General features: G+C 70.3%; 20 protein-coding genes. 18 read left to right on the plus strand and 2 right to left on the minus strand.

All coding sequences use genetic code 11. The features are described 5' to 3' along the window. The first annotated feature begins 106 nt into the window (after window positions 1–106). The 16 genes from ACX27O_RS30705 (at window position 107) to ACX27O_RS30780 (ending at window position 17,970) form a co-directional block, all read left to right on the plus strand. On the plus strand, window positions 107–1,390 hold the full coding sequence (locus tag ACX27O_RS30705; protein ID WP_458940491.1) for a glycosyltransferase family 4 protein: 1,284 nt from the start codon (window positions 107–109) through the stop codon (window positions 1,388–1,390). Further along, window positions 1,387–2,406, plus strand: a complete 1,020-nt coding sequence (locus ACX27O_RS30710; protein WP_458940492.1) for a sulfotransferase — start codon at window positions 1,387–1,389, stop codon at window positions 2,404–2,406. The genes ACX27O_RS30705 and ACX27O_RS30710 overlap by 4 nt, the downstream gene beginning before the upstream one ends. A 3-nt stretch (window positions 2,407–2,409) precedes the next feature. Next, window positions 2,410–3,321 (plus strand): sulfotransferase family protein, encoded by a 912-nt coding sequence (locus tag ACX27O_RS30715; RefSeq protein ID WP_210867028.1) that lies wholly within the window; start codon window positions 2,410–2,412, stop codon window positions 3,319–3,321. A gap of 109 nt (window positions 3,322–3,430) precedes the next feature. Continuing rightward, window positions 3,431–4,108: a hypothetical protein gene (locus tag ACX27O_RS30720; RefSeq protein WP_030337669.1), complete on the plus strand. Its 678-nt coding sequence runs from the start codon at window positions 3,431–3,433 to the stop codon at window positions 4,106–4,108. 176 nt (window positions 4,109–4,284) lie between these two features. Then, on the plus strand, window positions 4,285–5,103 hold the full coding sequence (locus tag ACX27O_RS30725; protein ID WP_030337668.1) for a basic amino acid ABC transporter substrate-binding protein: 819 nt from the start codon (window positions 4,285–4,287) through the stop codon (window positions 5,101–5,103). 102 nt (window positions 5,104–5,205) lie between these two features. Then, a complete protein-coding gene (locus tag ACX27O_RS30730) occupies window positions 5,206–6,000 on the plus strand; it encodes an amino acid ABC transporter permease (protein ID WP_030337667.1) in 795 nt (264 codons plus the stop codon). 4 nt (window positions 6,001–6,004) lie between these two features. Then, on the plus strand, window positions 6,005–6,844 hold the full coding sequence (locus tag ACX27O_RS30735) for an amino acid ABC transporter ATP-binding protein (RefSeq protein WP_030337666.1): 840 nt from the start codon (window positions 6,005–6,007) through the stop codon (window positions 6,842–6,844). Between the two features lie 293 nt (window positions 6,845–7,137). Continuing rightward, window positions 7,138–8,142, plus strand: a complete 1,005-nt coding sequence (locus ACX27O_RS30740) for a multicopper oxidase domain-containing protein (protein WP_458940493.1) — start codon at window positions 7,138–7,140, stop codon at window positions 8,140–8,142. 23 nt (window positions 8,143–8,165) lie between these two features. Continuing rightward, window positions 8,166–12,110: a ThuA domain-containing protein gene (locus ACX27O_RS30745; protein WP_458940494.1), complete on the plus strand. Its 3,945-nt coding sequence runs from the start codon at window positions 8,166–8,168 to the stop codon at window positions 12,108–12,110. An 8-nt stretch (window positions 12,111–12,118) separates the two neighbouring features. Beyond that, window positions 12,119–13,648 (plus strand): OmpL47-type beta-barrel domain-containing protein, encoded by a 1,530-nt coding sequence (locus tag ACX27O_RS30750; RefSeq protein ID WP_458940495.1) that lies wholly within the window; start codon window positions 12,119–12,121, stop codon window positions 13,646–13,648. Between the two features lie 32 nt (window positions 13,649–13,680). Beyond that, complete coding sequence (locus ACX27O_RS30755; RefSeq protein WP_030337662.1) at window positions 13,681–14,658, plus strand: hypothetical protein; 978 nt, start codon at window positions 13,681–13,683, stop codon at window positions 14,656–14,658. A gap of 243 nt (window positions 14,659–14,901) precedes the next feature. Continuing rightward, a complete protein-coding gene (locus ACX27O_RS30760; RefSeq protein WP_458940526.1) occupies window positions 14,902–16,113 on the plus strand; it encodes a helix-turn-helix domain-containing protein in 1,212 nt (403 codons plus the stop codon). 153 nt (window positions 16,114–16,266) lie between these two features. After that, entirely contained in the window at window positions 16,267–16,452 is a 186-nt protein-coding gene (locus ACX27O_RS30765; protein WP_210863136.1) for a hypothetical protein, read from the plus strand. Next, window positions 16,449–16,628, plus strand: a complete 180-nt coding sequence (locus ACX27O_RS30770) for a hypothetical protein (protein ID WP_210863138.1) — start codon at window positions 16,449–16,451, stop codon at window positions 16,626–16,628. Before ACX27O_RS30765 ends, ACX27O_RS30770 begins: the two co-directional genes overlap by 4 nt. A gap of 17 nt (window positions 16,629–16,645) precedes the next feature. After that, complete coding sequence (locus ACX27O_RS30775; protein ID WP_247681203.1) at window positions 16,646–16,903, plus strand: hypothetical protein; 258 nt, start codon at window positions 16,646–16,648, stop codon at window positions 16,901–16,903. Between the two features lie 113 nt (window positions 16,904–17,016). Beyond that, window positions 17,017–17,970 (plus strand): cyclase family protein, encoded by a 954-nt coding sequence (locus ACX27O_RS30780; protein WP_458940496.1) that lies wholly within the window; start codon window positions 17,017–17,019, stop codon window positions 17,968–17,970. A gap of 114 nt (window positions 17,971–18,084) precedes the next feature. Here ACX27O_RS30780 and ACX27O_RS30785 read toward each other — a convergent pair whose 3' ends face one another. Together ACX27O_RS30785 and ACX27O_RS30790 are read right to left on the minus strand one after the other, a co-directional pair. After that, window positions 18,085–19,218, minus strand: a complete 1,134-nt coding sequence (locus ACX27O_RS30785) for a DUF1996 domain-containing protein (protein WP_458940497.1) — start codon at window positions 19,216–19,218, stop codon at window positions 18,085–18,087. Between the two features lie 227 nt (window positions 19,219–19,445). Further along, a complete protein-coding gene (locus ACX27O_RS30790) occupies window positions 19,446–19,982 on the minus strand; it encodes a hypothetical protein (protein ID WP_458940498.1) in 537 nt (178 codons plus the stop codon). Between the two features lie 185 nt (window positions 19,983–20,167). Here ACX27O_RS30790 and ACX27O_RS30795 point away from each other — a divergent pair, with 185 nt between their 5' ends. Both ACX27O_RS30795 and ACX27O_RS30800 read left to right on the plus strand, forming a co-directional pair. Further along, window positions 20,168–21,424 carry a L,D-transpeptidase gene (locus ACX27O_RS30795; RefSeq protein ID WP_458940499.1) on the plus strand — a complete coding sequence of 419 codons (1,257 nt, stop codon included), beginning with the start codon at window positions 20,168–20,170 and terminating at the stop codon, window positions 21,422–21,424. A 147-nt stretch (window positions 21,425–21,571) separates the two neighbouring features. Further along, the gene (locus tag ACX27O_RS30800; protein ID WP_210866860.1) at window positions 21,572–21,772 is read left to right on the plus strand and encodes a nuclear transport factor 2 family protein; all 201 of its coding nucleotides are present in this window, start codon (window positions 21,572–21,574) and stop codon (window positions 21,770–21,772) included. Window positions 21,773–21,797 lie beyond the last annotated feature (25 nt).

Raw genomic sequence — 21,797 nt, forward strand, 5'->3', positions numbered from 1 at the left:
GACTCGCTGACCCGGCCTGCATACCGTGGGCCGTGGCCGGGGCGGGCGGATCTCGGTCATCACCTCGGGGCCCGATTCGCCCGATCGACGTGAGCAGGCCGAGTCGATGCGCGTGCTGCATGTGAACAAGTTCCTCTACCGCCGTGGCGGTGCCGAGGGGTACTTGCTCGATCTCGCCGACCTGCAACGGGCCGCCGGCGACACTGTCGCCTACTTCGGCATGAGCCACCCGGAGAACGAGTCGCCGCTGCCGTACGCCGCGCGGTTCCCGTCCGAAGTGGAGTTGGAGCCGGCGCCGAGCGGGGTTCGGCCCCGGGCGGTGGCCGTCGGGCGGATGCTGTGGTCGCCGACGAGCCGGCGCGGACTGGCCCAGGTGATCGACGACTTCCGGCCGGACGTGCTGCACCTGCACAACATCTACCACCAGCTCTCCCCGTCGGTGCTCGCCGCGGCCCGCGCCGCTGGGGTGCCGTGCGTGCTGACCATGCACGACTACAAGCTCGCCTGCCCGAGTTACCAACTGCTGGACCGGGGCCGGCCCTGCCAGGCGTGCGTCACCGGTGGCCCGTTGCAGGCGGCCCGCCGCCGCTGCAAGGACGGCTCGCTGTCACGCAGCGGTCTGCTCGCCGTCGAGTCCTGGTTGCACCGGCGGCTCAACGCGTACGACCCGGTGCAGCTCTTCGTCAGCCCGAGTGGGTTCCTGGCCGACGTGATGCGCCGCGCGGGCGTCTACCCGGACCGGTTGCGGGTGGTCAACCACTTCGTCGACCTGACCGGTGTCACCGCCAAGCAGACGCCCGGCGGCGGTGTCGTCTTCGCCGGCAGGCTGGCCCCGGAGAAGGGCGTCGACGTGCTGATCGAGGCCGCCGCCGCGCTGCCGGACGGGGTCGGCGTGGACGTCGCCGGGGACGGGCCGGCCCGCCCGGAGATGGAGGCGCTCGCCGCCCGGCGGGTGCCCGGCCGGGTCCGGTTCCACGGTCGGCTCGACAAGCCCCGCCTGCACGAGCTGATCCGGTCGGCGGCGGTGGTCGCCGTCCCGTCCCGGTGGCACGAGAACCAACCGATGGCGGTGCTGGAGGCGTTCGCCTGCGGTGTCCCGGTGGTGACCACCGATCTGGGTGGGCTGCCCGAGCTGGTCGAGTCCGAGGTGGACGGGCGCATCGTCGCCGCCGACGAGCCCACCGCCCTCGCCGCCGCGCTGACCGACATCCTGGCCGACCCACAGCGGGCGTACCGGATGGGCCGGGCCGGCCGCACGAAGATCGCCGCCCAGTTCGCGCCGGACCGGCACCTGGAGCGCATTCGCGGGCTGTACGCCGAGGCCGCCGCGGCGCTGCCGGCGCGGCGGCGGACCGGTCGCGCCACGGCCGGTGGGGGAGCGGCCCGGTGAGCCGGGTACGGGTGCTCTACCTCGCCGGCAGCGGTCGCAGCGGCAGCACCCTGGTGACCACCGTCCTGGGCCAGTTGCCGGGCTTCTTCGCGGCCGGCGAGCTGCGGTACCTGTGGCGGCGCGGCATCCTGGAGAACCGGCAGTGCGGCTGCGGTTCCCCGGTGGTCGACTGCCCGCTCTGGGCCCGGGTGCGCGCCGACCTGAGCGACGCCGACCCGGCCGGGATCGCCGCCCGGTTGGCCCAGCGGCTGCGGCTGCGGCGGCTGCCAGCGCTGCTGCGCCGCCACCGTCGCGGCCAGCCGCCGGTCCCCGGCCACCCCGATGACAGGCACCTGGCCCGGCTCTACGCCTCGATCGCCGAACACGCACTGCCCGGCCGGTCCGACGGTGTCATCGTCGACTCCTCCAAGCTGCCGCCGTACGGCGCCCTGCTCGGCAGCCTGCCCGGCATCGACCTGTACGTCCTGCACGTGGTGCGTGACCCGCGCGCGACCGCGTACTCCTGGCGTCGTCGACGCCTCCTGGACGGTCCCGCCGACGACCAGCTGATGAGCCGACCACCCGTCGGCAAGGCCGCGCTGCTCTGGCTGGTCTGGAACACCGCGACCGTACGCCTGTGGGGTGGTCGCCGCGGTGCGCCGGGCCGCTACCTGCGGGTGCGGTACGAGGACTTCGTGGCCGACCCGGCGGGCACCACCGCCCAGATCGCCGGCTTCGTCGGCGCGACCCCCGACGAGCTTCCGTTCCCGACGCCGGCCACGGTGCGGCTCAGGCCGACCCACTCGGTGGCTGGCAACCCCTCGCGGCACCGCACCGGGCTGGTCGAGGTGGTCGCCGACACCGAGTGGCTGACCGGGCTCACCACCCGCGCGTACGCGGTGGTGACCGGGCTGACCGCCGTGGCCCTGACCCGCTTCGGCTACCCGTTACGCCACCCGGCGGCCACCTCGTCAGCCGTCCGCCGCGCCGCGGACCCGGCCGTCTCCCCGTCACCCGCCACCCGGCAGGAAGGCTGAACGATGCTCTCACTGGTGGTGGGCACCGGTCGCTGCGGTTCGACACTGGTCCAGGAGTTGCTCTCCCGGCATCCCGCTGTCGGCTTCGTCTCCGGCCTGGACGACAAACTGGCCCGGCTCAACCCCAAGGGCAGGTTCAACGGCCTGCTCTACCGGCGCTCGGCACCGCGCCCGGCGGGAATGACCTCGCTGCGACACAGTCGACGGTTGCTGGAGCGGGGTCGGCTCCGGGTGGCGCCGTCGGAGGCGTACCACCTGCTCGACCGGCAGGTGCTCGCCGGTTTCTCCCGACCGTGCCGGGACCTGGTCGCCGAGGACCTGACGCCGTTCGTGTCCCGACGGTTGCGGGCCTTCTTCGACGAGCGGATCGCCCGGCAGGGCTGTCAACAGCTGGTGCAGCACGTCACCGGGTGGCCGCGCACCGGTCTGCTGCACGCCGCGTACCCGGATCTGCGGGTGGTCAACGTGGTCCGCGACGGCCGCGCGGTGGCCAACTCGTGGCTCCAGATGGGCTGGTGGGACGGGTGGCGCGGGCCGGACAACTGGATCTACGGCCCGCTCCCGTCCGACCTGCGGGAGGAGTGGATCGAGTCCGGCCGTTCGTTCCCGGTGCTCGCCGCGCTCGGGTGGAAGATGCTGATGGAGGCCTTCGCCCAGGCCCGGCTGCGGCACCCGGCCGACCAGTGGCTCGACGTGCGCTACGAGGACCTGGTCGAGCAGCCACGTGAGCAGGTCGCCCGGATGCTCGACTTCCTCGGTCTGCGCTGGTCGACCGCCTTCGAGAAGGGCTTCTCCCGGTACGACTTCACGGTGGGGCGGGCGGAGGCGTACCGGGACGAACTCAGCCCGGCGCAGGTCACCGCCATCGAACGGGTGCTGGAGAAGCCGTTGGTCGAGTGGGGCTATCCGGTCTAGCGGTTCCCGCCGACACGGGTGTGCCGGTGCGGGTATCGGCGGCGCTATCGACTGACGTCACGAGGGGCGGCTAATCTTTGGCCCCACCCCATCGATGTGAGGAGATGCGATGGCGCGCCGCACCGGCCGACCCTCCTACCAGTTGGACACTGCCGCTGTGGGTCGTCGCCGCACCGCGCGGTACGCGGCCGTCGCGGGCGTGATCGCACTGGTCACCGCGTTGCTCGGTGGACTGGTCGGTTACCAGGTGGGCCGTCCGGACGCCACCGAGGCGACCATCGCGAGCATCAAGCAGGCCGAGGCAAAGCGGGACGCCCAGCAGATCGTGGAGTTGACCGAGACCGCGCGGCGCGTCCGCGACCAGGTCGCCCCGGTCCTGGCCGCCATCAAGACGGAGACGACCGGCGGACGCGCACCGGACGCCGCGCAGACCCGCCAGTGGCAGGAGGTCATGCGCCGGGCGGCCGAACCGTTCGCCGACCCGCCGTCGGGGACCACCGCCACCAACGTGGCGCGCGGCGGGCTGCGCGCAGCGGTCCAGCAGGCGTCGCTGGCTGTCGACGCGTACGCGCTGGCCGCCGGCGTTCCGGCCGCGCAGCGGGCGGCCGTGCTGGATGTCGCGGCCCGGCAGGCGGCCGAGGCCGCGACGATCTGGTCGGTGGCGGCGACCCAGCTCGACCAGGTCAGCGTCGACGCCGGCCACGGCCACCAGCACGTGTTCCTGGACACAGACCCGCACGGTGGGGCCCTCACCCCGGACGGGGCGGCCGAGGGAACCGGTGGTTGAGGCAGGTTGCTGCGTGAGTGTCCGGTTCGCCGGCGGTGACCCAGGTGTCGCGTCGCCCGGGTGACCACGGCGTGATCTGGGGGCGACGCGCCCGATCGGGTACGGTCGCTTATCGCAAAGTCTATGAACCAGATTGGCTTTCTGTGCAAGGGAAGCCGAATCGGAGGGACACAGCCGTGAGGTTCCCAAGCGCCGTCCGTCAGGCCGGCCTCGTCGTGGCCGTCGCCGCCCTCGCACTGACCGCGGGTTGCGCGAAGAAGGACGACAGTGAGGTCCAGGCCAGCGGCGTCAAGCTGGTCGCGGCGGGCAAGCTGACCGTCTGCACCCACCTGCCGTACCCGCCGTTCCAGTCCAAGGACGCGAGCGGCAAGGTGACCGGCTTCGACGTCGAGATCATGGACCTGGTCGCCAAGGAGCTCGGCGTCGAGCAGACGATCATCGACACCCCGTTCGAGGGGATCAAGTCCGGCCAGGACCTCAACACCGGCAAGTGCGACGCGGCCGCCGCCGGCATGACGATCACCGAGGAGCGGAAGAAGGTCATCGACTTCTCCGATCCCTACTTCGACGCCACCCAGGCGATGCTGGTGAAGACCGGCAAGACGTACAAGTCGCTGGACGACCTCCGGGACAAGAAGCTCGGCGTCCAGGCGGCCACCACCGGTCGTGACTACGCCAAGAAGCTCGAGGCGGAGAAGGGCCTGAAGCTGGTCGAGTTCGAGGACCTCGCCGCCCTGCAGCAGGCCGTCGCCAACGGCCAGGTCGAGGCCGCCATCAACGACCTGCCGGTCTGGACCGAGTACCTGAAGAAGAACCCGGGCGGGTTCGAGGTCGCCGCCGAGTTCGACACCGGCGAGCAGTACGGCTTCCCGGTCAAGAAGGACGCCAACCCGGAGCTGCTCAAGAAGATCAACGAGGTGCTGGCCAAGGCCAAGCAGGACGGCACGTACGACACGATCTACGAGAAGTGGATCGGCAAGCGGCCGAACGCCTGAGCCGCAGAGCCGGCCGAGCGCCTGAGCACCACGTAGTACCGGAGGGCGCGCGTCCCGCGCGCCCTCCGTGTCGGTAGACCTCCGGGAAGGCAACGAGCCAACGTGAAGCTGCGACGCCGCCAGCGGGAGCGGCTGTCCCTCGGGATCCAGTACCTGATCTTCATCGCCGTCATCGCCGTGGTGGCCTTCGCCGCGGACTGGGGCAGGCTGGCCGACGCGTTCTTCCGCGTCGACATCATCACGTCGATGTTCCCGACGATCATCACCGTGGCGCTGCGCAACACGGTCCTCTACACGCTCGGCGCGTTCGCCTTCGGCCTCGTGTTCGGCACCATCCTGGCGCTGATGCGGCTGTCCCGGGTGGCGCCGTACCGCTGGGTGGCGACGGCGTACATCGAGCTGTTCCGGGGTCTGCCCGCGCTGCTGGTGCTCTTCCTCGTCGGGTACGGCATCCCGATCGCCTTCCCGGAGCGCGAGATTCCGGGCGGGGTGTTCGGTTCGATAGCTATCGGCCTCGGGTTGACCGCCGCGGCGTACATGGCCGAGACCATCCGGGCCGGCATCCAGGCCGTTCCCAAGGGGCAGATGGAGGCGGCGCGGACCCTCGGCATGTCGCACTTCACCGCCATGCGCACGATCGTCATCCCGCAGGCGTTCCGGATCGTGATCCCGCCACTGACGAACGAGCTCATCCTGCTCACCAAGGACTCGTCACTGGCCTACGTGCTCGGCGTGACGGCGCAGACCATCGAGATCACCAAGTTCGGTCGGGACATGCTCAACGACCGGGTGAACGCGACACCACTGCTGGTGGCCGGCCTGGCCTACCTGGTGATCACCCTGCCGCTGTCGCAGGTGGTACGACGCCTCGAACTCCGCTACGCGAAGGCTCGGTGACCCCATGACGACCACGCCTTCCCGCCCCGCCGTGGAGATCCGCGACCTGCACAAGTCCTTCGGTCCGCTCGAGGTGCTCAAGGGCATCGACTTCGAGGTCGGCCAGGGCGAGGTGGTCTGCGTCATCGGGCCGTCCGGCTCCGGCAAGTCGACACTGTTGCGCTGCGTCGACCTGCTGGAGCAGCCGACGGCCGGCACGATCTGGGTGAACGGGGTCGAGATGACCGACCCGGACGTCGAGATCGACCAGGTCCGCCGTGGTATCGGCATGGTCTTCCAGTCGTTCAACCTGTTTCCGCACCTGACCGTCCTGAACAACCTCACCATCGCCCAGCGTCGGGTGCTCCGGCGGGGTCGGGCCGAGGCCGAGCGGATCGCCCGGGCCAACCTGGAGCGCGTCGGGCTGACCGACAAGGCCGACGCCTTCCCGGCCCAGCTCTCCGGTGGGCAGCAGCAGCGCGCGGCGATCGCCCGGTCGCTGTCGATGGAGCCGAAGCTGATGCTGTTCGACGAGCCGACCTCGGCGCTCGACCCGGAACTCGTCGGCGACGTGCTCACCGTGATGCGCAAGCTGGCCGAGGACGGCATGACGATGATGGTGGTCACCCACGAGATGGCGTTCGCCCGTGACGTCGCCGACCGGGTCGTCTTCATGGACGGTGGGGTGGTGGTCGAGCAGGGGCCGCCGCAGGAGGTGCTGGGCGCGCCGAAGCACGAACGGACCCGCGCGTTCCTCTCCCGGGTCCTCGACCCGACCCACGTCGCACAGCTCGGCCAGCCGGACCAGGCGCCCGAGCCACCGCAGGCCCCGAGCCTGCCTGCGGACGACCGCCACCAGCTCTGACAGACATCTTCCGGACGGCTGACGCCGGGTTGCCGCAGTGACGGCAGCCCGGCGTCCGCTTGTGTGTCAGCTTCATGTCAATCGACAGACGTCGTGATGTCAAGGTAATCTTTTTGCAATCAGAGCTGTACTTTCGTCGATGGATTACATAAGTTGCTGTCATCCATCGAAAGCTTTGAGTCTTCCGAGCAAAGTACGCGACGAGCCTCACCCTCAGTCGTGCCACCGCCCCCGTGCTCGGGTCGATGCACCCTGCCCTCGTCGCGTCTTCGCCCGGTCGGGAACGGAGACCCATGGACGATCACGCTGGTGGCCCTCACCGCCACCTGTCCCGTAGATCGCTGATCGCCACCGGTGCGCTCGCCGCCGGGGCACTGGGCGCGTCCGCCCCAGCGATCGGCAGCGCGTTCGGCGGCAGCCCCGCCCGGGCCGCCGCCGGTGTCACCAAGAAGATCACCATCTACGCCGAGCAGTTGCCCGGCAACCTGTTCGGGTACGGCCTGACACCCGGTCAGGCCACCGTTCCGGGCCCGATCCTGGAGATGTACGAGGGTGACACCCTGGAGATCACCCTGGTCAACACCACCGACCAGCGGCTCTCCATCCACCCGCACGGGGTGGACTACAGCACCGAATCCGACGGCAGCCCGTTCAACGCCTCGTTCAACAACCCCGGTGAGACCCGGACGTACGTCTGGCGCTCGCACGAGATGGTGGCCGCGGCGGGCCGGCGGTACATGCCCGGCAGCGCCGGCTACTGGCACTACCACGATCACGCGATGGGCACCGACCACGGCACCGGCGGTGTCGCGAAGGGGCTCTACGGCGCGTTGATCGTCCGGCGGCGCGGCGACATCCTGCCGTCGAAGCAGTTCACCGCCGTGTTCCACGACATGATGATCAACAACAAGATGGCACCGGCGACCCCGATGTTCGAGGCGAACCTGGGCGAGCGCGTCGAGTGGATCGCCATCGGCCACGGCAACCTGTTCCACACCTTCCACCTGCACGCGCACCGGTGGGCGGACAACCGCACCGGGATGTTGGAGGGGCCGAGCGACCCCAGCCTGGTGGTCGACAACAAGGACCTCAACCCCGGCAGCTCGTTCGGCTTCCAGGTGCTGGCCGGGGAGGGTGTCGGACCCGGCGCCTGGATGTACCACTGCCACGTGCAGACGCACTCCGACGGCGGCATGGCCGGGATCTTCCTGGTGCGCAACGCCGACGGCAGCATGCCGCCGGGCGCCGAAGAGGCCATCCACCGGTTCCAGGGCCACACCCACACGCACGGAAGCTGACCGAACCGAAAGTGGGGACGGGCATGACCAGAAACCTACGACGAACCCTCGCCGCCTTAGCGGCCCTCGCGACACTGCTCCCGGCGACGACGACGGCCGCGGCCGCCGCCGCGCCACGAACGGCCGCCGCCCCGCAGGCGGCGCAACCACAGAGGACAGCTGTCCTGGTGTTCCACGGGCCGGTGGCCGAGCAGCAGGACCCGGTGTCCCGTGCGGTCGACACCATCAAACAGCTTGCTGCCGGTCATGACATCGATGTCACGGCCACCACCGACCCCGGTGTGTTCACCACGGCGGGGCTGTCCGCGTACCGCAGCGTGGTTTTTCTCTCCGCGACGGGCGCCGCGCTCAACCGCGACCAGGAGTCGGCGCTACAGAGCTACATGAAGGCCGGCGGCGGTTTCGTCGGCATCGCCGACGCCGCCCGCGCCCAGGTCGACTCCACGTGGTTCACCGGCCTGATCGGCACCCGACCGGCCGGCGCCATCCCGGTGGCCGAGCCGGTGGCCCGGGTGACCGCCAGCGGCGAGAACCCGCCCAACGAGACCAAGGAGAAGCTGACCGACGGCGACGCCAACACGAAATGGCTGGTCCGCACCCCGACCGGCTGGGTGGCGTACGAGTTGGCCGCGCCGAAGCGGGTCACCGGGTACGCGCTCACGTCGGCCAACGACTCGGCCGGCCGGGACCCGAAGGACTGGACCCTGCAGGGCTCCACTGACGGGCAGAGCTGGACCGACCTGGACCGTCGCACCGGCCAGACCTTCCCGGACCGCTTCCAGACCCGCCGGTTCGACATCGCCACGCCGCAGGAGTTCACCCGCTACCGGCTCAACGTCACGGCGAACAGCGGAGAGCCGCTGGTCCAACTCGCCGACCTGCGCCTGTTCACCGGCAGCACCACCGCCCCGGAGCCGCCCGCGGTGAACCGCGCGGTGGTGAACATCCTGGACCGCAAGCACCCGGCCACCGCGTCGCTGCCGATGACCATCACCCGGTCCGACCGCTGGGAGAACTGGGACCCGAACCCGATCGGTACGGTGCACACGCTCGCCCAGGTGGAGGAGCGGCACTACAACCCGGGGGCGGCCGCCAACGGCCCGTTCCACCCGGTGTCCTGGTGCCGGGACTACGACGGCGGCCGGTCGTTCTACACCGGCATGGGCCACACCGAGGGCAGCTACGGGGAGGAGGCGTTCCGCACCCACCTCACCGGGGCGCTGAACTGGACCACCGGTCGGGTACGCGGCGACTGCCAGGCCACCATCGCGTCGAATTACAAGGTGGAGCGCCTCACCGCCGCCAACCAGACCGGTCAGCTGGACCAGATCGGCGAGCCGCACGGGCTCACCATCACGCCCGACGGCACCGTCTTCTACGTCGGCAAGGCGGCCTGCCCGAGCGGCCCGATCGCGGACTGGAACAACCCGAACGTCGGCCTGGGCTGCGGCACCATCCACTCCTGGGACCCGCGGACCAAGCAGGTCAAGCTGCTCACCACCCTGGAGGTGATGGGCAACCGGGGCAGCGGCTCCGAGCTGGTGAAGAACGAGGAGGGCCTGCTCGGCATCGTGCCCGACCCCGCGTTCGCCGAGAACGGCTGGCTCTACGTCTACTGGATGCCGCACGAGTCGGTCGACCGGGTGAAGCGGGTCGGTCAGCGCACCATCTCGCGGTTCACCTACGACCGTCAGGCGCAGACCATCGACCAGGCCACCCGCAAGGACCTGTTGCAGTTCCCCGTGCAGGTCCACAGCTGCTGCCACGCCGGTGGCGGCATGGCGTTCGACGCCAAGGGCAACCTCTACGTCGGCTCCGGCGACAACAACTCCTCCGAGGGGTCGCAGGGCTACGCCGGCAACAACTGGACCCAGGAGTACGAGGGGATCTCGTTCCAGGACGCCCGCCGCACGTCGGGTAACACCAACGACCTCGCCGGCAAGATCATCCGGATCCACCCGGAGCCGGACGGCACGTACACCATCCCGGAGGGCAACCTGTTCCCGCCGGGCACCGAGAAGACCCGACCGGAGATCTACGTGATGGGCGTGCGCAACATCGCCCGCCTCCAGATCGATCCGAAGCACCAGTGGCTGACCGCCGGCTGGGTCGGCCCGGACGCCTCGTCGCCCAGCCCCACCCTCGGCCCGGCGAAGTACGAGACGGCCACCATCATCACCTCGGCCGGCAACCAGGGCTGGCCGTACTGCATGGGCAACCGGCAGCCGTACCGCGACCGCAGCAACACCGACGCCACAGTGCTCACCGGCTGGTACGACTGCGACAACCTGAAGAACACCTCGCCGCGCAACACCGGGCTGGAGGACATCCCGGCGGCCCGGGACAACATGATCTGGTACTCGCCGGACGGCGGCGGCCCGGTCTTTCCGAAGCGCACCGACGGCAGCGGCCTGCCGACCTACGTCGCGGCCGACGCCACCTACACCCAGCCGTACCTGCGCGGCGGCGGCCAGGCCATCATGTCCGGTCCGACGTACCACCGCGACCTCGTCGACACCGACAGCGGCGTGGCGTGGCCGGAGCACTGGGACGGCAAGTGGTTCATCGGCGACCAGTCGAACGCCGCCAACCGGGTGGCGGTCACCGTCGACCCGGCCGGCGTGCCACAGGCCGCCCCACCGGTGTACGCCGAGTCGCTGCGGGCCATCATCCCGGGCGGTAACGGCGACACCAGGTTGCAGAGCTGGATGGACGCCAAGTTCGGCCCGGACGGCGCGCTCTACCTGCTCGACTACGGCGGCGGGTTCTTCAGCCTGCACGCCAACCAGAAACTGATCCGGATCACCTACACCGGCGGGGCGCCCACCCCGGCACCGGCGGCGACCTCGGTCGCCGTGCAGAACAAGCCGCTGACCGTGGCCTTCACCGGTTCCCGCTCCGGCGGCGTCAGCCACCGCTGGGAGTTCGGCGACGGCGCCACGTCGACCGAGGCGGACCCCCGGCACGTGTACGCCCGGGTCGGCACCTACACCGCGAAACTGACCGTCACCTACGCCGACGGTGAGACGGCGACGGTGCAGAGCACTGTCACGGTGGGCTGCGCGGTGCCGGACGACCGGACCAACGTGTGGCTCGGCGACACGGACACCGGGGTGCCCAGTCGCACTGTCGGGCAGGGCTGCACGGCCAACGACCTGATCGACGACGAGAGCACCTGGGCCGACCACAACGGTTTCGTCCGGCACGTGACCGCCGTGGCCCGCTCGTTGCAGGACGACGACCTGCTCAGCACCCGCGAGGCGGGCACCCTCACCCGGCTGGCCGCCGCGTCGGAGATCGGCCGGGACGGCCACACCGGGTACGAGCCGCTCTTCGACGGCACCGCCGAGTCGCTGCGCGGTTGGCAGCAGGCGCCGGACGGGAAGTTCGGCATCGAACCGGACGGGTCGCTGCGTTCCAGCGGTGGCATGGGCATGCTCTGGCACACCAAGGAGCTGGGCGACTTCTCGCTGAAGGTGCAGTTCCGCGACATTGCCCCGGGCACCGGCCGGGCCAACACCGGCGTCTTCATCCGGTTCCCGGACCTGCGAACCCCCCTCGACCAGCGACCGCCGGGCAGCTGCGGCACCGTCGGCTCGGCCCGGACCTCGCAGGCCTGGATGGCGATCTACTGCGGACACGAGATCCAGATCTACGACGGTGACACCGGTGAACCGCAGAAGACCGGCTCGGTCTACAACTTCGACCCGGTGCCGCTGGCCCAGGCCGGCGTCACCCCGAAGAACGAGTGGAACGACTACGAAATCCGCGCCGTCGGGCAGCACTACACGATGATCCGCAACGGTGTGGTGATCAACGAGTTCGACAACACCCCGGGCAAGCAGTCGTCGCGTGCCGGCGACCCACCGACGGACCTGCGGCAGTTCCTGCGCGGCTTCATCGGCCTGCAGAACCACGGTGACAACGACCTGGCCGAGTTCCGCAACATCCGCGTGCGGGAACTCTAGGAGAGACGATGACCCGACGACTGAAGGCCGCGCTGGCGGCGCTCCTGCTCACGGTGATCCCGTTGGCAGCGGTGCCCGCCTCCGCCGCCCCGCGCGTCGCCGCCGACCAGGTGCTGACCTGGACCGCCGACGACAGCATCACCCGCTACAAGTCCGCGCCCACCACGGCGGTGGCCGGGGCGACCACGATCATCTGGGAGAACAGCGCGGCCACCGGCAACACCACCGGGATGCCGCACACCCTGACCTTCGACACCAGCACCGAGGGCTACAACCACGACGTCACAGTCAACATCCTGGCCAGCCCGTTCGACGCCAACGACGGCCGCCACCAGGCGACAGTGACGCTGACCCCGGGCCGGTACCGGTACTTCTGCTCGATCCCCGGCCACAGCTCGATGGTCGGTGAGCTGGTGGTCACCGACGGCGGTGGGGGCGGTGACACCACCGCGCCCACAGTGACCGGCACCGTCTCCGGCGACCAGGACCAGGACGGCAACTACCTCGGCGCGGCCACCGTGACGGTGACGGCCACCGACGCCGACTCGGGGGTCGCGACCGTCGAGTACCAGGTCGACGACACCAGCTTCCACCCGTACACCGAACCGGTGCGGGTAACAGCGGTCGGCGACCACGCGGTGCAGTTCCGCGCCACCGACCAGGCCGGCAACACCAGCGCCGTCGGCTCGGTGCAGTTCCGGATCGTCGAGGCCGGGGAGCAGGACACCACCGCGCCGGAGGTGAAGGCCACGCTGGCCGGCGACCGCGACGGCGACGGCAACTACGTCGGTACGGCCACCGCCACGCTCACCGCCACCGACGCCGGATCCGGTGTCGCCACCATCGAGTACTCGTTGGACGGCGCTGCCTTCACCGCGTACACGAACCCGATCGTCGTGACCGCGGTCGGGATGCACATGCTGCACTACCGGGCCACCGACGTCGCCGGCAACACCTCGGCCGAGCAGATGGAACACTTCACCATCGTCGAGCCGCAGGCCGCCGACACCACCCCACCCACCGTCACCGCCACGGTGACCGGTGACCGCAACGACGACGGCGCGTACGTCGGCGGCGCGACGGTGACCGTCACCGCCACCGACGCCGACTCGGGTGTGGCGAGCGTGGAGTACGCGCTCGACACCGGTGCCTGGGCCGCGTACTCGACTCCGGTCACCGTTCGCGCCACCGGGGCGCACACGGTGCGCTTCCGGGCGACCGACACCGCCGGGAACGCCGCAGCCGAGCAGTCGACACCGTTCACCGTGGTGGCCGACGGCACCGACGCCTGCCCGGAGTCCGACACCCGGGCCACGGTGGTCATCGACGGTGACGACACCGGTGTCCGCAACGTCGACACCGGCGACGGCTGCACCATCAACGATCTGATCGACGAACACGCCGACTACCCCGGCCACGCCGAATTCGTCCGGCACGTCGAAGCGGTCACCGCCGCGCTGGTGACCGGTGGCACGCTCGACCGGCGGCAGCAGGGCGCCATCGTCCGGGCCGCGGCCCGATCGGACGTCGGCGCATGAGTCCTCGAACCTCATCGACAGGGAGAAACACGATGCCCGGACGTACCGTCGCCAAGCTGGCCACCGTGAGCGCCGTCATCGCGGCCTCGGTGCTGGCCGTGGCGCCCACCGCACACGCCGACCTGGTCACCCACTGCATCGGTACCGGCGGTGCGGTCACCGTGCCCAACGACCTGCTCGTGCCCGCCGGCGAGTCCTGCGCGCTGACCGGCACCACGATCACCGGCAACGTCACCGTCGCGGCCGGCGGCAACCTGGTGGTGACCGGTGGCCGGATCAGCGGCGAGGTACGCGTCGCGGCCGACGGGTACCTGGACGCGACCGAGACGACAGTCGCCGGCCAGGTGGTGCTCGCCGCCGGGGGCTACGGGATCTTCCTGAAGGACGCGAGCACCGGCACTCTCACCGTCCGGCCGAAGGGCTCCACGACCATCGACAGTTTCCTCTTCGCCGAGGCGTCGACGGTCAGCGGGCACGTCAACGTCAGTGCCGGTGAGGTCCGGCTGGACCGGGGCACGCAGGTGCAGCGCAACGTCAGCAGCACCGGCACCTACTACACCGACCTGCACGACTCGTTCGTCGACGGCACGCTGTCGGTGCTCAACAGCGCCACCGGCAGTGTGGTGTGTGGCAGTGCCGTCCAGGGCCGGGCCACCTTCGCCGGCAACCTGGGTGGTGTGCAGCTCGGCCCGAACGGCACCCTCGACAGCTGCGCCTCCGGCGGTTACTGGGGCGGGGACGTGAGCGTCACCAGCACGACCGGTGGCGTCACGGTCGACGACAACATCATCAACGGTCAGCTGGCAGTGACGTCCAACGACCCGGCCGCCCAGGTCGCCGCGAACAACCGGATCCGTGGCGGCGTGACCGGTGACCAGGCCGCGGCCACCACCAACCGGGCGGCGCGGGTGGCCGCACCGGACCGCGAGGAGGCCGGCGACGAGCGCGCCGAGGTACGCCGTACCTCGGCCGTACAGGAGGCCACCGAGGCGGGTGCCGCCCGGCTCTAGCTCATCGACGCGGCGGTGGCCGGTCACCCGGAATCGGGGGTGACCGGCCACCGCCGTCGTATCGGGCCGGACCGTCGCGAGCTGCGCTTGCGTGGTGTTTCCAGGGACTTGGATATCGGCATGGAGGGTGGTGTTGGCAGCGCGCGAATTGTGTCGGGCTATCAGGCGGCGGACAGCCCGCTAGTGTTTGGTGACGGCGGCCTGGCCGCCGATGGTCTGTCCTGCGCTACGAGGAGGCCCGTGATGGATTCCTTGCCGGAGTTGACCTTCGGGCAGCGGTTGAAGGTCTACCGGGAGCGGTCCGGAAAGACCCGTGCGGTGCTCGGTGGGTTGGTCGGGCGCAGCGCTGAGTGGGTCAAGGCAGTGGAGACCGATCGCATTTTGCCGCCGCGCATTCACATGCTGGATCGCATCGCGCGTGCGCTCAAGGTCGAGGTGTCTGCCCTGGCCGGTGAGTTGGGCGCCCGGTCTGCTGTGGTCAACGGGCCGGAGCATCCGGCGCTGGCGTCGGTCCGGGATGCGGTGAACCGTTTCGCAGTTTCCGATGAGGCTTCTCCGGAGTCGTTGACGAGCCTGAGGGGTCGGCTTGCGATGGCGTGGCGGGCGCGTCATCAGGCGTCGGATCACCGTACGGTGCTGGGCGGGTTGTTGCCGGGGCTGTTGCGCGACGTGCAGCGCGCCGCGTTGGCGTACGAGGGTGATGAGCGTCGGCAGGCGCAGGCCCTGTTGGCGCAGGCGTTCGGGTTGACGCAGATGTTCCTTGCCTACCAACCCGCTGCGGAGTTGTTGTGGCGGGTCGCGGACCGGGCGATGGTGGCGGGGCAGGAGTCCGGCGATCCGGAGGCGCTGGCGTGCGCGGGGTGGTTCCTGTGCCAGGTGCATCGGGATGCCGGGGACTGGGACACCGCGATGGTGGTGACCCTGGACCTTCTGTCGGTGCTGGAACCGCGGACGGCCGACGGGAACACGAACCTGTTGGCGCTGTGGGGTGCGTTGAACTTCGAGGCTGCCTACACCGCCGCCCGCGCCGGTGAGGAAGGGCGGGCCTGGCGGTACTGGGATCGCGCGGACCGGGTGGCGCAGCGACTGCCGCAGGGCTTCTACCAGCCGCAGACGTCGTTCTCGCAGGTCATCATGGGCGCTCACGCGGTGACCGTGGCGGTGGAGTTGCAGAAGTCGGGTGAGGCGGTTCGGCAGGCACGCCGCCACGATTCGGCGGCGATTCCGTCGAGGCCGCGCCGGGCACGCCATCTCATCGAGGTCGCGCGGGCGCACTACGGCAAGGACGACAAGGAAACGGCCGTGGCGACCCTCCGTCAGGCGTACGAGTCGGCCCCGGAGACGATCCGCTTCAACGGGTACGCCCGACAGATCACCCTGGACCTGCTCGACGGCCCGCGGTCCACCCGCGATGATGCCCGTGACCTCGCGGTGAAGGTTGGCCTGGTCTCGTGATCTAAGGGGTAGGAACCTTACCCATTCCGCACTGCGACGGTACGTAGCGTCGCCCTCACGGGATGCGGCGGGCGGTGCGGCAATCGCCTGGTCGCCGCGTCCCCCTCAGGAGAGGGCGATGATGCCGCCCTCCTGATCGACGAGGGAGGGCGCATGCGGCGCGTCTCGTACGACGAGTACCTCTCGGCCACCGCGTTGACTTTTGCCCGGCGGCATCGGCCGGTGTGGTCGTGGCAGCTCTGGCGGCGCATCTGCCGCTGCGGAGCCGACCTGCCCTGCCGTGGCCGGCACCGGATTCCGATCAGTCGGGGTCACTGGCCGCAGGTGGGTGAGGAGTGAACGGCGGCCAGGAGCAGGCGATCATCGCGGTGCACGTCCGAGGGCTGGACGGCATGTGTGTTGGTTGCCGGGCGTGGTGGGCACGGCTCACGCCGTACCCGTGCTGGCAGGTGGACTGGGCGACCAGCCGGCAGGCACGGGCGATCACGGATCGCTTCCTGGCGGGTGTGCGGTGACCGTGCACGGTCCGGTCATGCCGATCTGGAGCTGCGGAGGCTGCGGCCTGCCCTGGCCCTGCCGGACCCGCAAGCGCGAGCTGCGGGCGGAGTATGCGGATGCCCCCGTGTCGCTGACTCTCTACCTCGGGTCCTACCTCGTGCAGGCGACCGAGGACATGCCGTGGACACCGGCCGGGGTGCTGCACCGCCGGTTCCTCGGCTGGACCAGGGATGCCGACCTGCCGAATCCAGCAGTGCCGCAACAGTGCCGGTCCGCCCGAGCCGAGCCCTAGTCGACCGACGCCCTGGCCGGACCCGTGCCGCCACCCGGCCTGTGCTTGTGTCGCGGCCGGATACCCTGAGCCGCGGTGTCGCGCACCACGTGAGCAGAGGAGTCGATGCGGGGATGACGACCGGGCGACCGATCCCGACCCAGGACGACGTGCTCGGATACTTCGACACGCTGTCGAACTGGGGACGGTGGGGCGACGACGACGAGCGCGGAACGCTGAACCACATCACCGACGACGTGCGGCTGGCGGCGGCGCGGGCCGTACGCCACGGCAGAAGCGTGTCCTGCGCGTGGGAGGTCGCCGTACCGGGCGACATGGACCGGTCGACGACGGTCTGCCCGTGCGCCGCCGACATGCCGGGCGCCGAGAACATGCCGGCGCACTTCCACGCCGACCGGCACTGGGGTTTCTCATCCGAGCGGCTCGGCATCACGTTCCACGGCAACACCCTCACCCACCTCGACTCGCCGTGCCACATCTTCTGGGACGGCGCCCTGTACAACGGACGGCCGCACTCGTCTGTCGACGCCGCGACGGGTTCGGCGTGGGCGGCCGTCACGGCGGCGGCGGACGGGATCGTCACCCGGGGTGTCCTGCTGGACGTGGCGGCGGCCCGCGATGTGCCATGGTTGACGCCGGGGCAGGGGGTGTTTCCCGACGATCTCGACGAGGCCGAGCGTCGCCAGGGCGTGCGGGTGCGACCCGGCGACGCGGTCCTTCTGCGTACCGGCTACGGCCGCTTCCGGCACGAGAACGGCGCGGCCAGCGGTTTCACCCAGGCGGGCTGGCACGCGTCCTGCCTGCCGTGGCTGCACGAACGCGGCGTCGCGCTGATCGGCGCCGACACCCCCCAGGACGTTCAGCCTTCGGGGTACGACGCCGTGTTGATGCCGGTCCACGCCGTGAGCCTCGTGGCGATGGGCCTGTGGCTGCTCGACAACTGCGACCTGGAGGCGTGCGCGGCGACGGCCACCGAGTTCGGCCAGTGGGATTTCCAACTGGCGGTCGCGCCGGTCCGTTTCGCCGGCACGTCCGGCAGCCCGGTCAACCCGATCGCCACCTTCTGACCCGGCTGGCGCGAGGTCTCCGGTGCCCGGTTCGGCAGGATCGCCGAACCATCCACCGGAGACCTCGCCGCTCTCCGACCGCTGACCCGCGACGCTCGGCCGGGCCAGGTCAGCTCAGAAGTTGCCTGCCGAGTCGCACTTCACGCCCTGGTCGAGACAGTTGCGCACCCGTGCGGCGAGCGCCTCGTCCCGCCACGCGTTGAAGAAGTCCGCGTGCATGGAGAACGACGTGCCGGAGGCGAGGGTGATGCCGTCGGTGTTCGCGCTCAACGGGTACGAGATCACGAAGGACACCGACGGCACGGGCACCGGGTGGCTCTTCGGGCAGGCCCCGGTGTGGTCCCCGTTGGCCATGTGTGCCTTGTGGTCGGGGCTGTCCAGGTGCTTGCCGTCCCAGCAGTCCGGGAAGGTGATCTGCCGGACGATGTTCGCGGTCTTGGCGCAGACCGGGAACGTCTTGTCGGCGCTGCGGCCGATCTCGCCGCCGATGCCGGCACACCAGAAATGGTTACCCTGCTTGTCCGCGGTGTCGACCTGGTTCTTGGCGTCGCCGGTGATCATTCGCAGGCCGAACGGGAAGGGCTGGGTTCTGCTCGGGTCCTTCAGACGGGAACCGTAGTAGACGGTCACCTCCTTCGGGTCCACGACCTTGCCGTTCTGGTACATCGTCGGCACCCAGTAGGCGGACTGGTCGTCAGGCGAGTTGCAGGTGGTCGCCTTCGACGCCCGCAGCGACTCGGCGGTCGAGGTGGCGTCGGTCGACCTGTTGCCCCAGAAGGTGTGGTTGTGCGAGGCGCCCACCAACTTGGGCAGCACGATCGGGTCGTCGCTGTTGTGGTGACTGGTCGTACAGCCGACGTTGAACTCGGGCACCGCGACCGGGTTTCCGGTCACCGGCTTGGGTTTGCGGGCGAAGAACGCCTTCGTCGCGGCGGCCTGCGCGGCCGCGTCGATGGTGATCCAGCCGCCGGAGACGGTGGGTGGGGCGGTGCTGGTCGCCGGGGTCGCCGGTGTGCCCGGCGCGGACGGGGTGGCCGACGGGCCCGGGGCGCCCGCTGTGGCCGACAGGCCGCCCGGTGCGGTGGCCGTCGGCGCGGCCGGGCCGGGCGAGCCGGTGCCGGTGCCGCTGGACGGGCCGGACGCGCCAGGAGCGGCCGGCGTTTCCTTGCAGCCGCCGACGAGCGCCACGCTCACCACCAGCAGGGCGGTGACCCAACGGCGGTGTCGAGGGGTGGATGGGTGATTCATCAATGGGGGCGCACCTTTCTTCCGAGCCCGAAGAATACGAGTCGGCCCCCTGCTCGTTTCCTACTGAAACGATTAATTCTCGCTTAAATAGCGCTCAGCGATTGCCTGTTCGGCTTTGTGGAGTCGTTTCGATGTCGACTCCGTCTCAATTCTCTGTCTCTCTTCGAAAAACTGTAATCGGCGGCTGCGGCGGCACTCCACCTTCCGGGCCGGTCGGCGGGGCCCGGTCAGCAGCTGTCGCGCGCCTTGCGCAGGAACGCGTCCCGGGAGACGAGCTTCGTCGAGTCACGTCCGTGCGGCGCGAGCACCTGGTCCGGCCCGATGCGCGGCAGGTCCGCGAGGGTGAAGTCCACCGAGATGGCGTCACGGCGACTCGACCCGCTGACGCTGTAGGTGACCTCGGGTCGAAGTTCGGTGAGTGGCTCGACGTCCACGTCCATGCCTGCCTCGGCCGCCGGAAGGTCGACAGGGTCAGCGACCTCCCAGCCCTGTGGCGGTTGGCCCAGCAGGGCGACCTCCACGACCTCGGTCGTGGGCCGGCCGGTGACTTTCCACCTGATGAAGGGGCGAGCGGACGCATCGTTGGGGTGGTCGTTCTCGAACACGTCGAGCTGAGCGAAATCGTCGTCGCAGGTGACCAGCACGCCGACCGGTCGGCCATCCTGGACGGCGAGAGCGACCAGCGGCTCATCCGCCGGGGTACAGGCGGTCAGCAGGAGGAGGGGGAGCGGTAGCAGAATCCATGGACGTCGTCTTCTCCGCATGTCGGCAGCATTCCATGGCACCATCACGCTTCGTTGTCCCGCGGGTCACGAAAGGGCGGCGCACCGGCGGCCGTCTCCGCCGGACGGTCCCACCTTCGTTGCGTGATTCCCGAGAAACAGCGCACCGCGTCGTCGGCGCGGAGAGAATTGCCGCCACGGAGAACACGAAGGCCGGGGGACGGTGGATGGGGATACGAAGGCGCATGGCGCTGGTGGCGGTGACCGTCGCGGCGACACCTCTGGTCCTCGGCGGGTGCACCGCCGAGCGGAAGCCTGCCGCCCGCCCCGCCGAGCGCGTGGCCCCGGCGCCGGAGTTGACCGTCGCGCCCGCCGACCTGTCCCGGGACGTGCCGCTCAGCGCCGAGGTGGTGCCGCTCGTCACGGGCGGGAAGATCACCGCCGTACGCCTTGTCGACGACACCGGCACGCTGGTCAGCGCGGAGCCACGGGAAGACCGCTCGGCCTGGGTGCCGACCGCTGCGCTGCGGCCGCGGCACACCTACACCGCGATGGTGACCGCCACCGCCGACTCCGGGCGGACCACCACCCGCACCACCACCTTCACCACTGCGGCGGCGTCGACGAAGCCGCAGGTGACCAGCACGTTGTCCATCGCCGACAAGCGGACCTACGGCACTGCCATGCCAGTGACCATCGGCTTCGAGCCACCCATCGCCCGCGAGGCCCGCGCCGACGTGCAGCGTCGGTTGTTCGTCACCACGAACCCACCCCAGCCGGGGGTGTGGTCCTGGGTGGACGACGGCAGTCAGGTATACTACCGGGCTCGCGATCTCTGGCGGCCGGGCACGACCATCAGTGTCCGGGCCGGCCTGGCGGGTCTGCCGATCGGCGGGAGTCACGTCGGTGACGCCGACCGCACCGCGACGTCCCGGATCGGACGGCAGGTGGCGCTCGACATCGACAACGCCACCAAGCAGATGCGCGTGCTGCGCGACGGCAAGCTGATCCGCACGATCCCGGTCAGCCTGGGCAAGCGGGGCACCCCCACGTCCAGCGGCAAGATGGTGATCATGGAGAAGCACCAGCAGACCACGTTCGACACGCGCGGCGAGCCGAACGGCGGCTACGTGGTGGACGTCGCTGACGCCCAACGGCTCACCTGGGGCGGCGAGTTCATCCACGGGGCGCCCTGGTCGGTGTCGGATCAGGGACACCGGAACGTCTCGCACGGCTGCACGAACATCTCGCCGGCCAACGCCGACTGGCTGATGGGCGTCACCCAGGTCGGTGACCTGGTCACCGTCACCGGCACCGAGGTCCGGCTCCAGCCGGGCAACGGCTGGACGGCCTGGAACACCAGTTGGGCCCAGTTCATCAAGGGCAGCGCACTACCCGTACCCACGGATCTTCGAGCGGCGCCGCCGGCCCGCGCGGTAGCGGACGGTGCACCGACGCCGGGGCCGTCCGCCGCCGGCGGCTGAACCAACCGGCGTCCGTCGGCGGACGCACCGCTTGTCCGGCGGCTCTACCCTCCGGGCCATGACGTACGAGCCGATGATGGTGCCCGGCCCGAGGCCCAACCGGACGCTTCGAACCGTCCTGATCGTCGTCGGCGCCCTGCTGGCGTTGTGCTGCGTTACTTCGCCCGGGTCCAGGGCGCGCAGTTGAAGGTCCGCAGTTACGAGATCACCGGGGTGAACGTCAGCAACTACAACGGTCGGGTCACCGCGACCGCCCACGTCGAGGCGGTCCAGGAGGTCACCGGCGCGCAGTTCAGCCAGGTGATGACGCTGGTCAAGGAGGACGGCGAGTGGCGGGTCTGCCAGTGAGGCACCGCGCCGTCGCGGCGCCTGC

It is taken from the genome of Micromonospora sp. SD19 (assembly GCF_054462275.1).

What these genes read in the sequence shown, in the direction of transcription:
- ACX27O_RS30785 (WP_458940497.1), bottom strand. Translation starts at nt 19,218, where the DNA reads ATGAATCACCCATCCACCCCTCGACACCGCCGTTGGGTCACCGCCCTG.
- ACX27O_RS30705 (WP_458940491.1), top strand. Translation starts at nt 107, where the DNA reads ATGCGCGTGCTGCATGTGAACAAGTTCCTCTACCGCCGTGGCGGTGCC.
- ACX27O_RS30765 (WP_210863136.1), top strand. Translation starts at nt 16,267, where the DNA reads ATGCGGCGCGTCTCGTACGACGAGTACCTCTCGGCCACCGCGTTGACT.
- ACX27O_RS30780 (WP_458940496.1), top strand. Translation starts at nt 17,017, where the DNA reads ATGACGACCGGGCGACCGATCCCGACCCAGGACGACGTGCTCGGATAC.
- ACX27O_RS30795 (WP_458940499.1), top strand. Translation starts at nt 20,168, where the DNA reads ATGGGGATACGAAGGCGCATGGCGCTGGTGGCGGTGACCGTCGCGGCG.
- ACX27O_RS30735 (WP_030337666.1), top strand. Translation starts at nt 6,005, where the DNA reads ATGACGACCACGCCTTCCCGCCCCGCCGTGGAGATCCGCGACCTGCAC.
- ACX27O_RS30790 (WP_458940498.1), bottom strand. Translation starts at nt 19,982, where the DNA reads ATGCGGAGAAGACGACGTCCATGGATTCTGCTACCGCTCCCCCTCCTC.
- ACX27O_RS30720 (WP_030337669.1), top strand. Translation starts at nt 3,431, where the DNA reads ATGGCGCGCCGCACCGGCCGACCCTCCTACCAGTTGGACACTGCCGCT.
- ACX27O_RS30750 (WP_458940495.1), top strand. Translation starts at nt 12,119, where the DNA reads ATGACCCGACGACTGAAGGCCGCGCTGGCGGCGCTCCTGCTCACGGTG.
- ACX27O_RS30715 (WP_210867028.1), top strand. Translation starts at nt 2,410, where the DNA reads ATGCTCTCACTGGTGGTGGGCACCGGTCGCTGCGGTTCGACACTGGTC.
- ACX27O_RS30740 (WP_458940493.1), top strand. Translation starts at nt 7,138, where the DNA reads ATGGACGATCACGCTGGTGGCCCTCACCGCCACCTGTCCCGTAGATCG.
- ACX27O_RS30745 (WP_458940494.1), top strand. Translation starts at nt 8,166, where the DNA reads ATGACCAGAAACCTACGACGAACCCTCGCCGCCTTAGCGGCCCTCGCG.
- ACX27O_RS30775 (WP_247681203.1), top strand. Translation starts at nt 16,646, where the DNA reads ATGCCGATCTGGAGCTGCGGAGGCTGCGGCCTGCCCTGGCCCTGCCGG.
- ACX27O_RS30755 (WP_030337662.1), top strand. Translation starts at nt 13,681, where the DNA reads ATGCCCGGACGTACCGTCGCCAAGCTGGCCACCGTGAGCGCCGTCATC.
- ACX27O_RS30760 (WP_458940526.1), top strand. Translation starts at nt 14,902, where the DNA reads ATGGATTCCTTGCCGGAGTTGACCTTCGGGCAGCGGTTGAAGGTCTAC.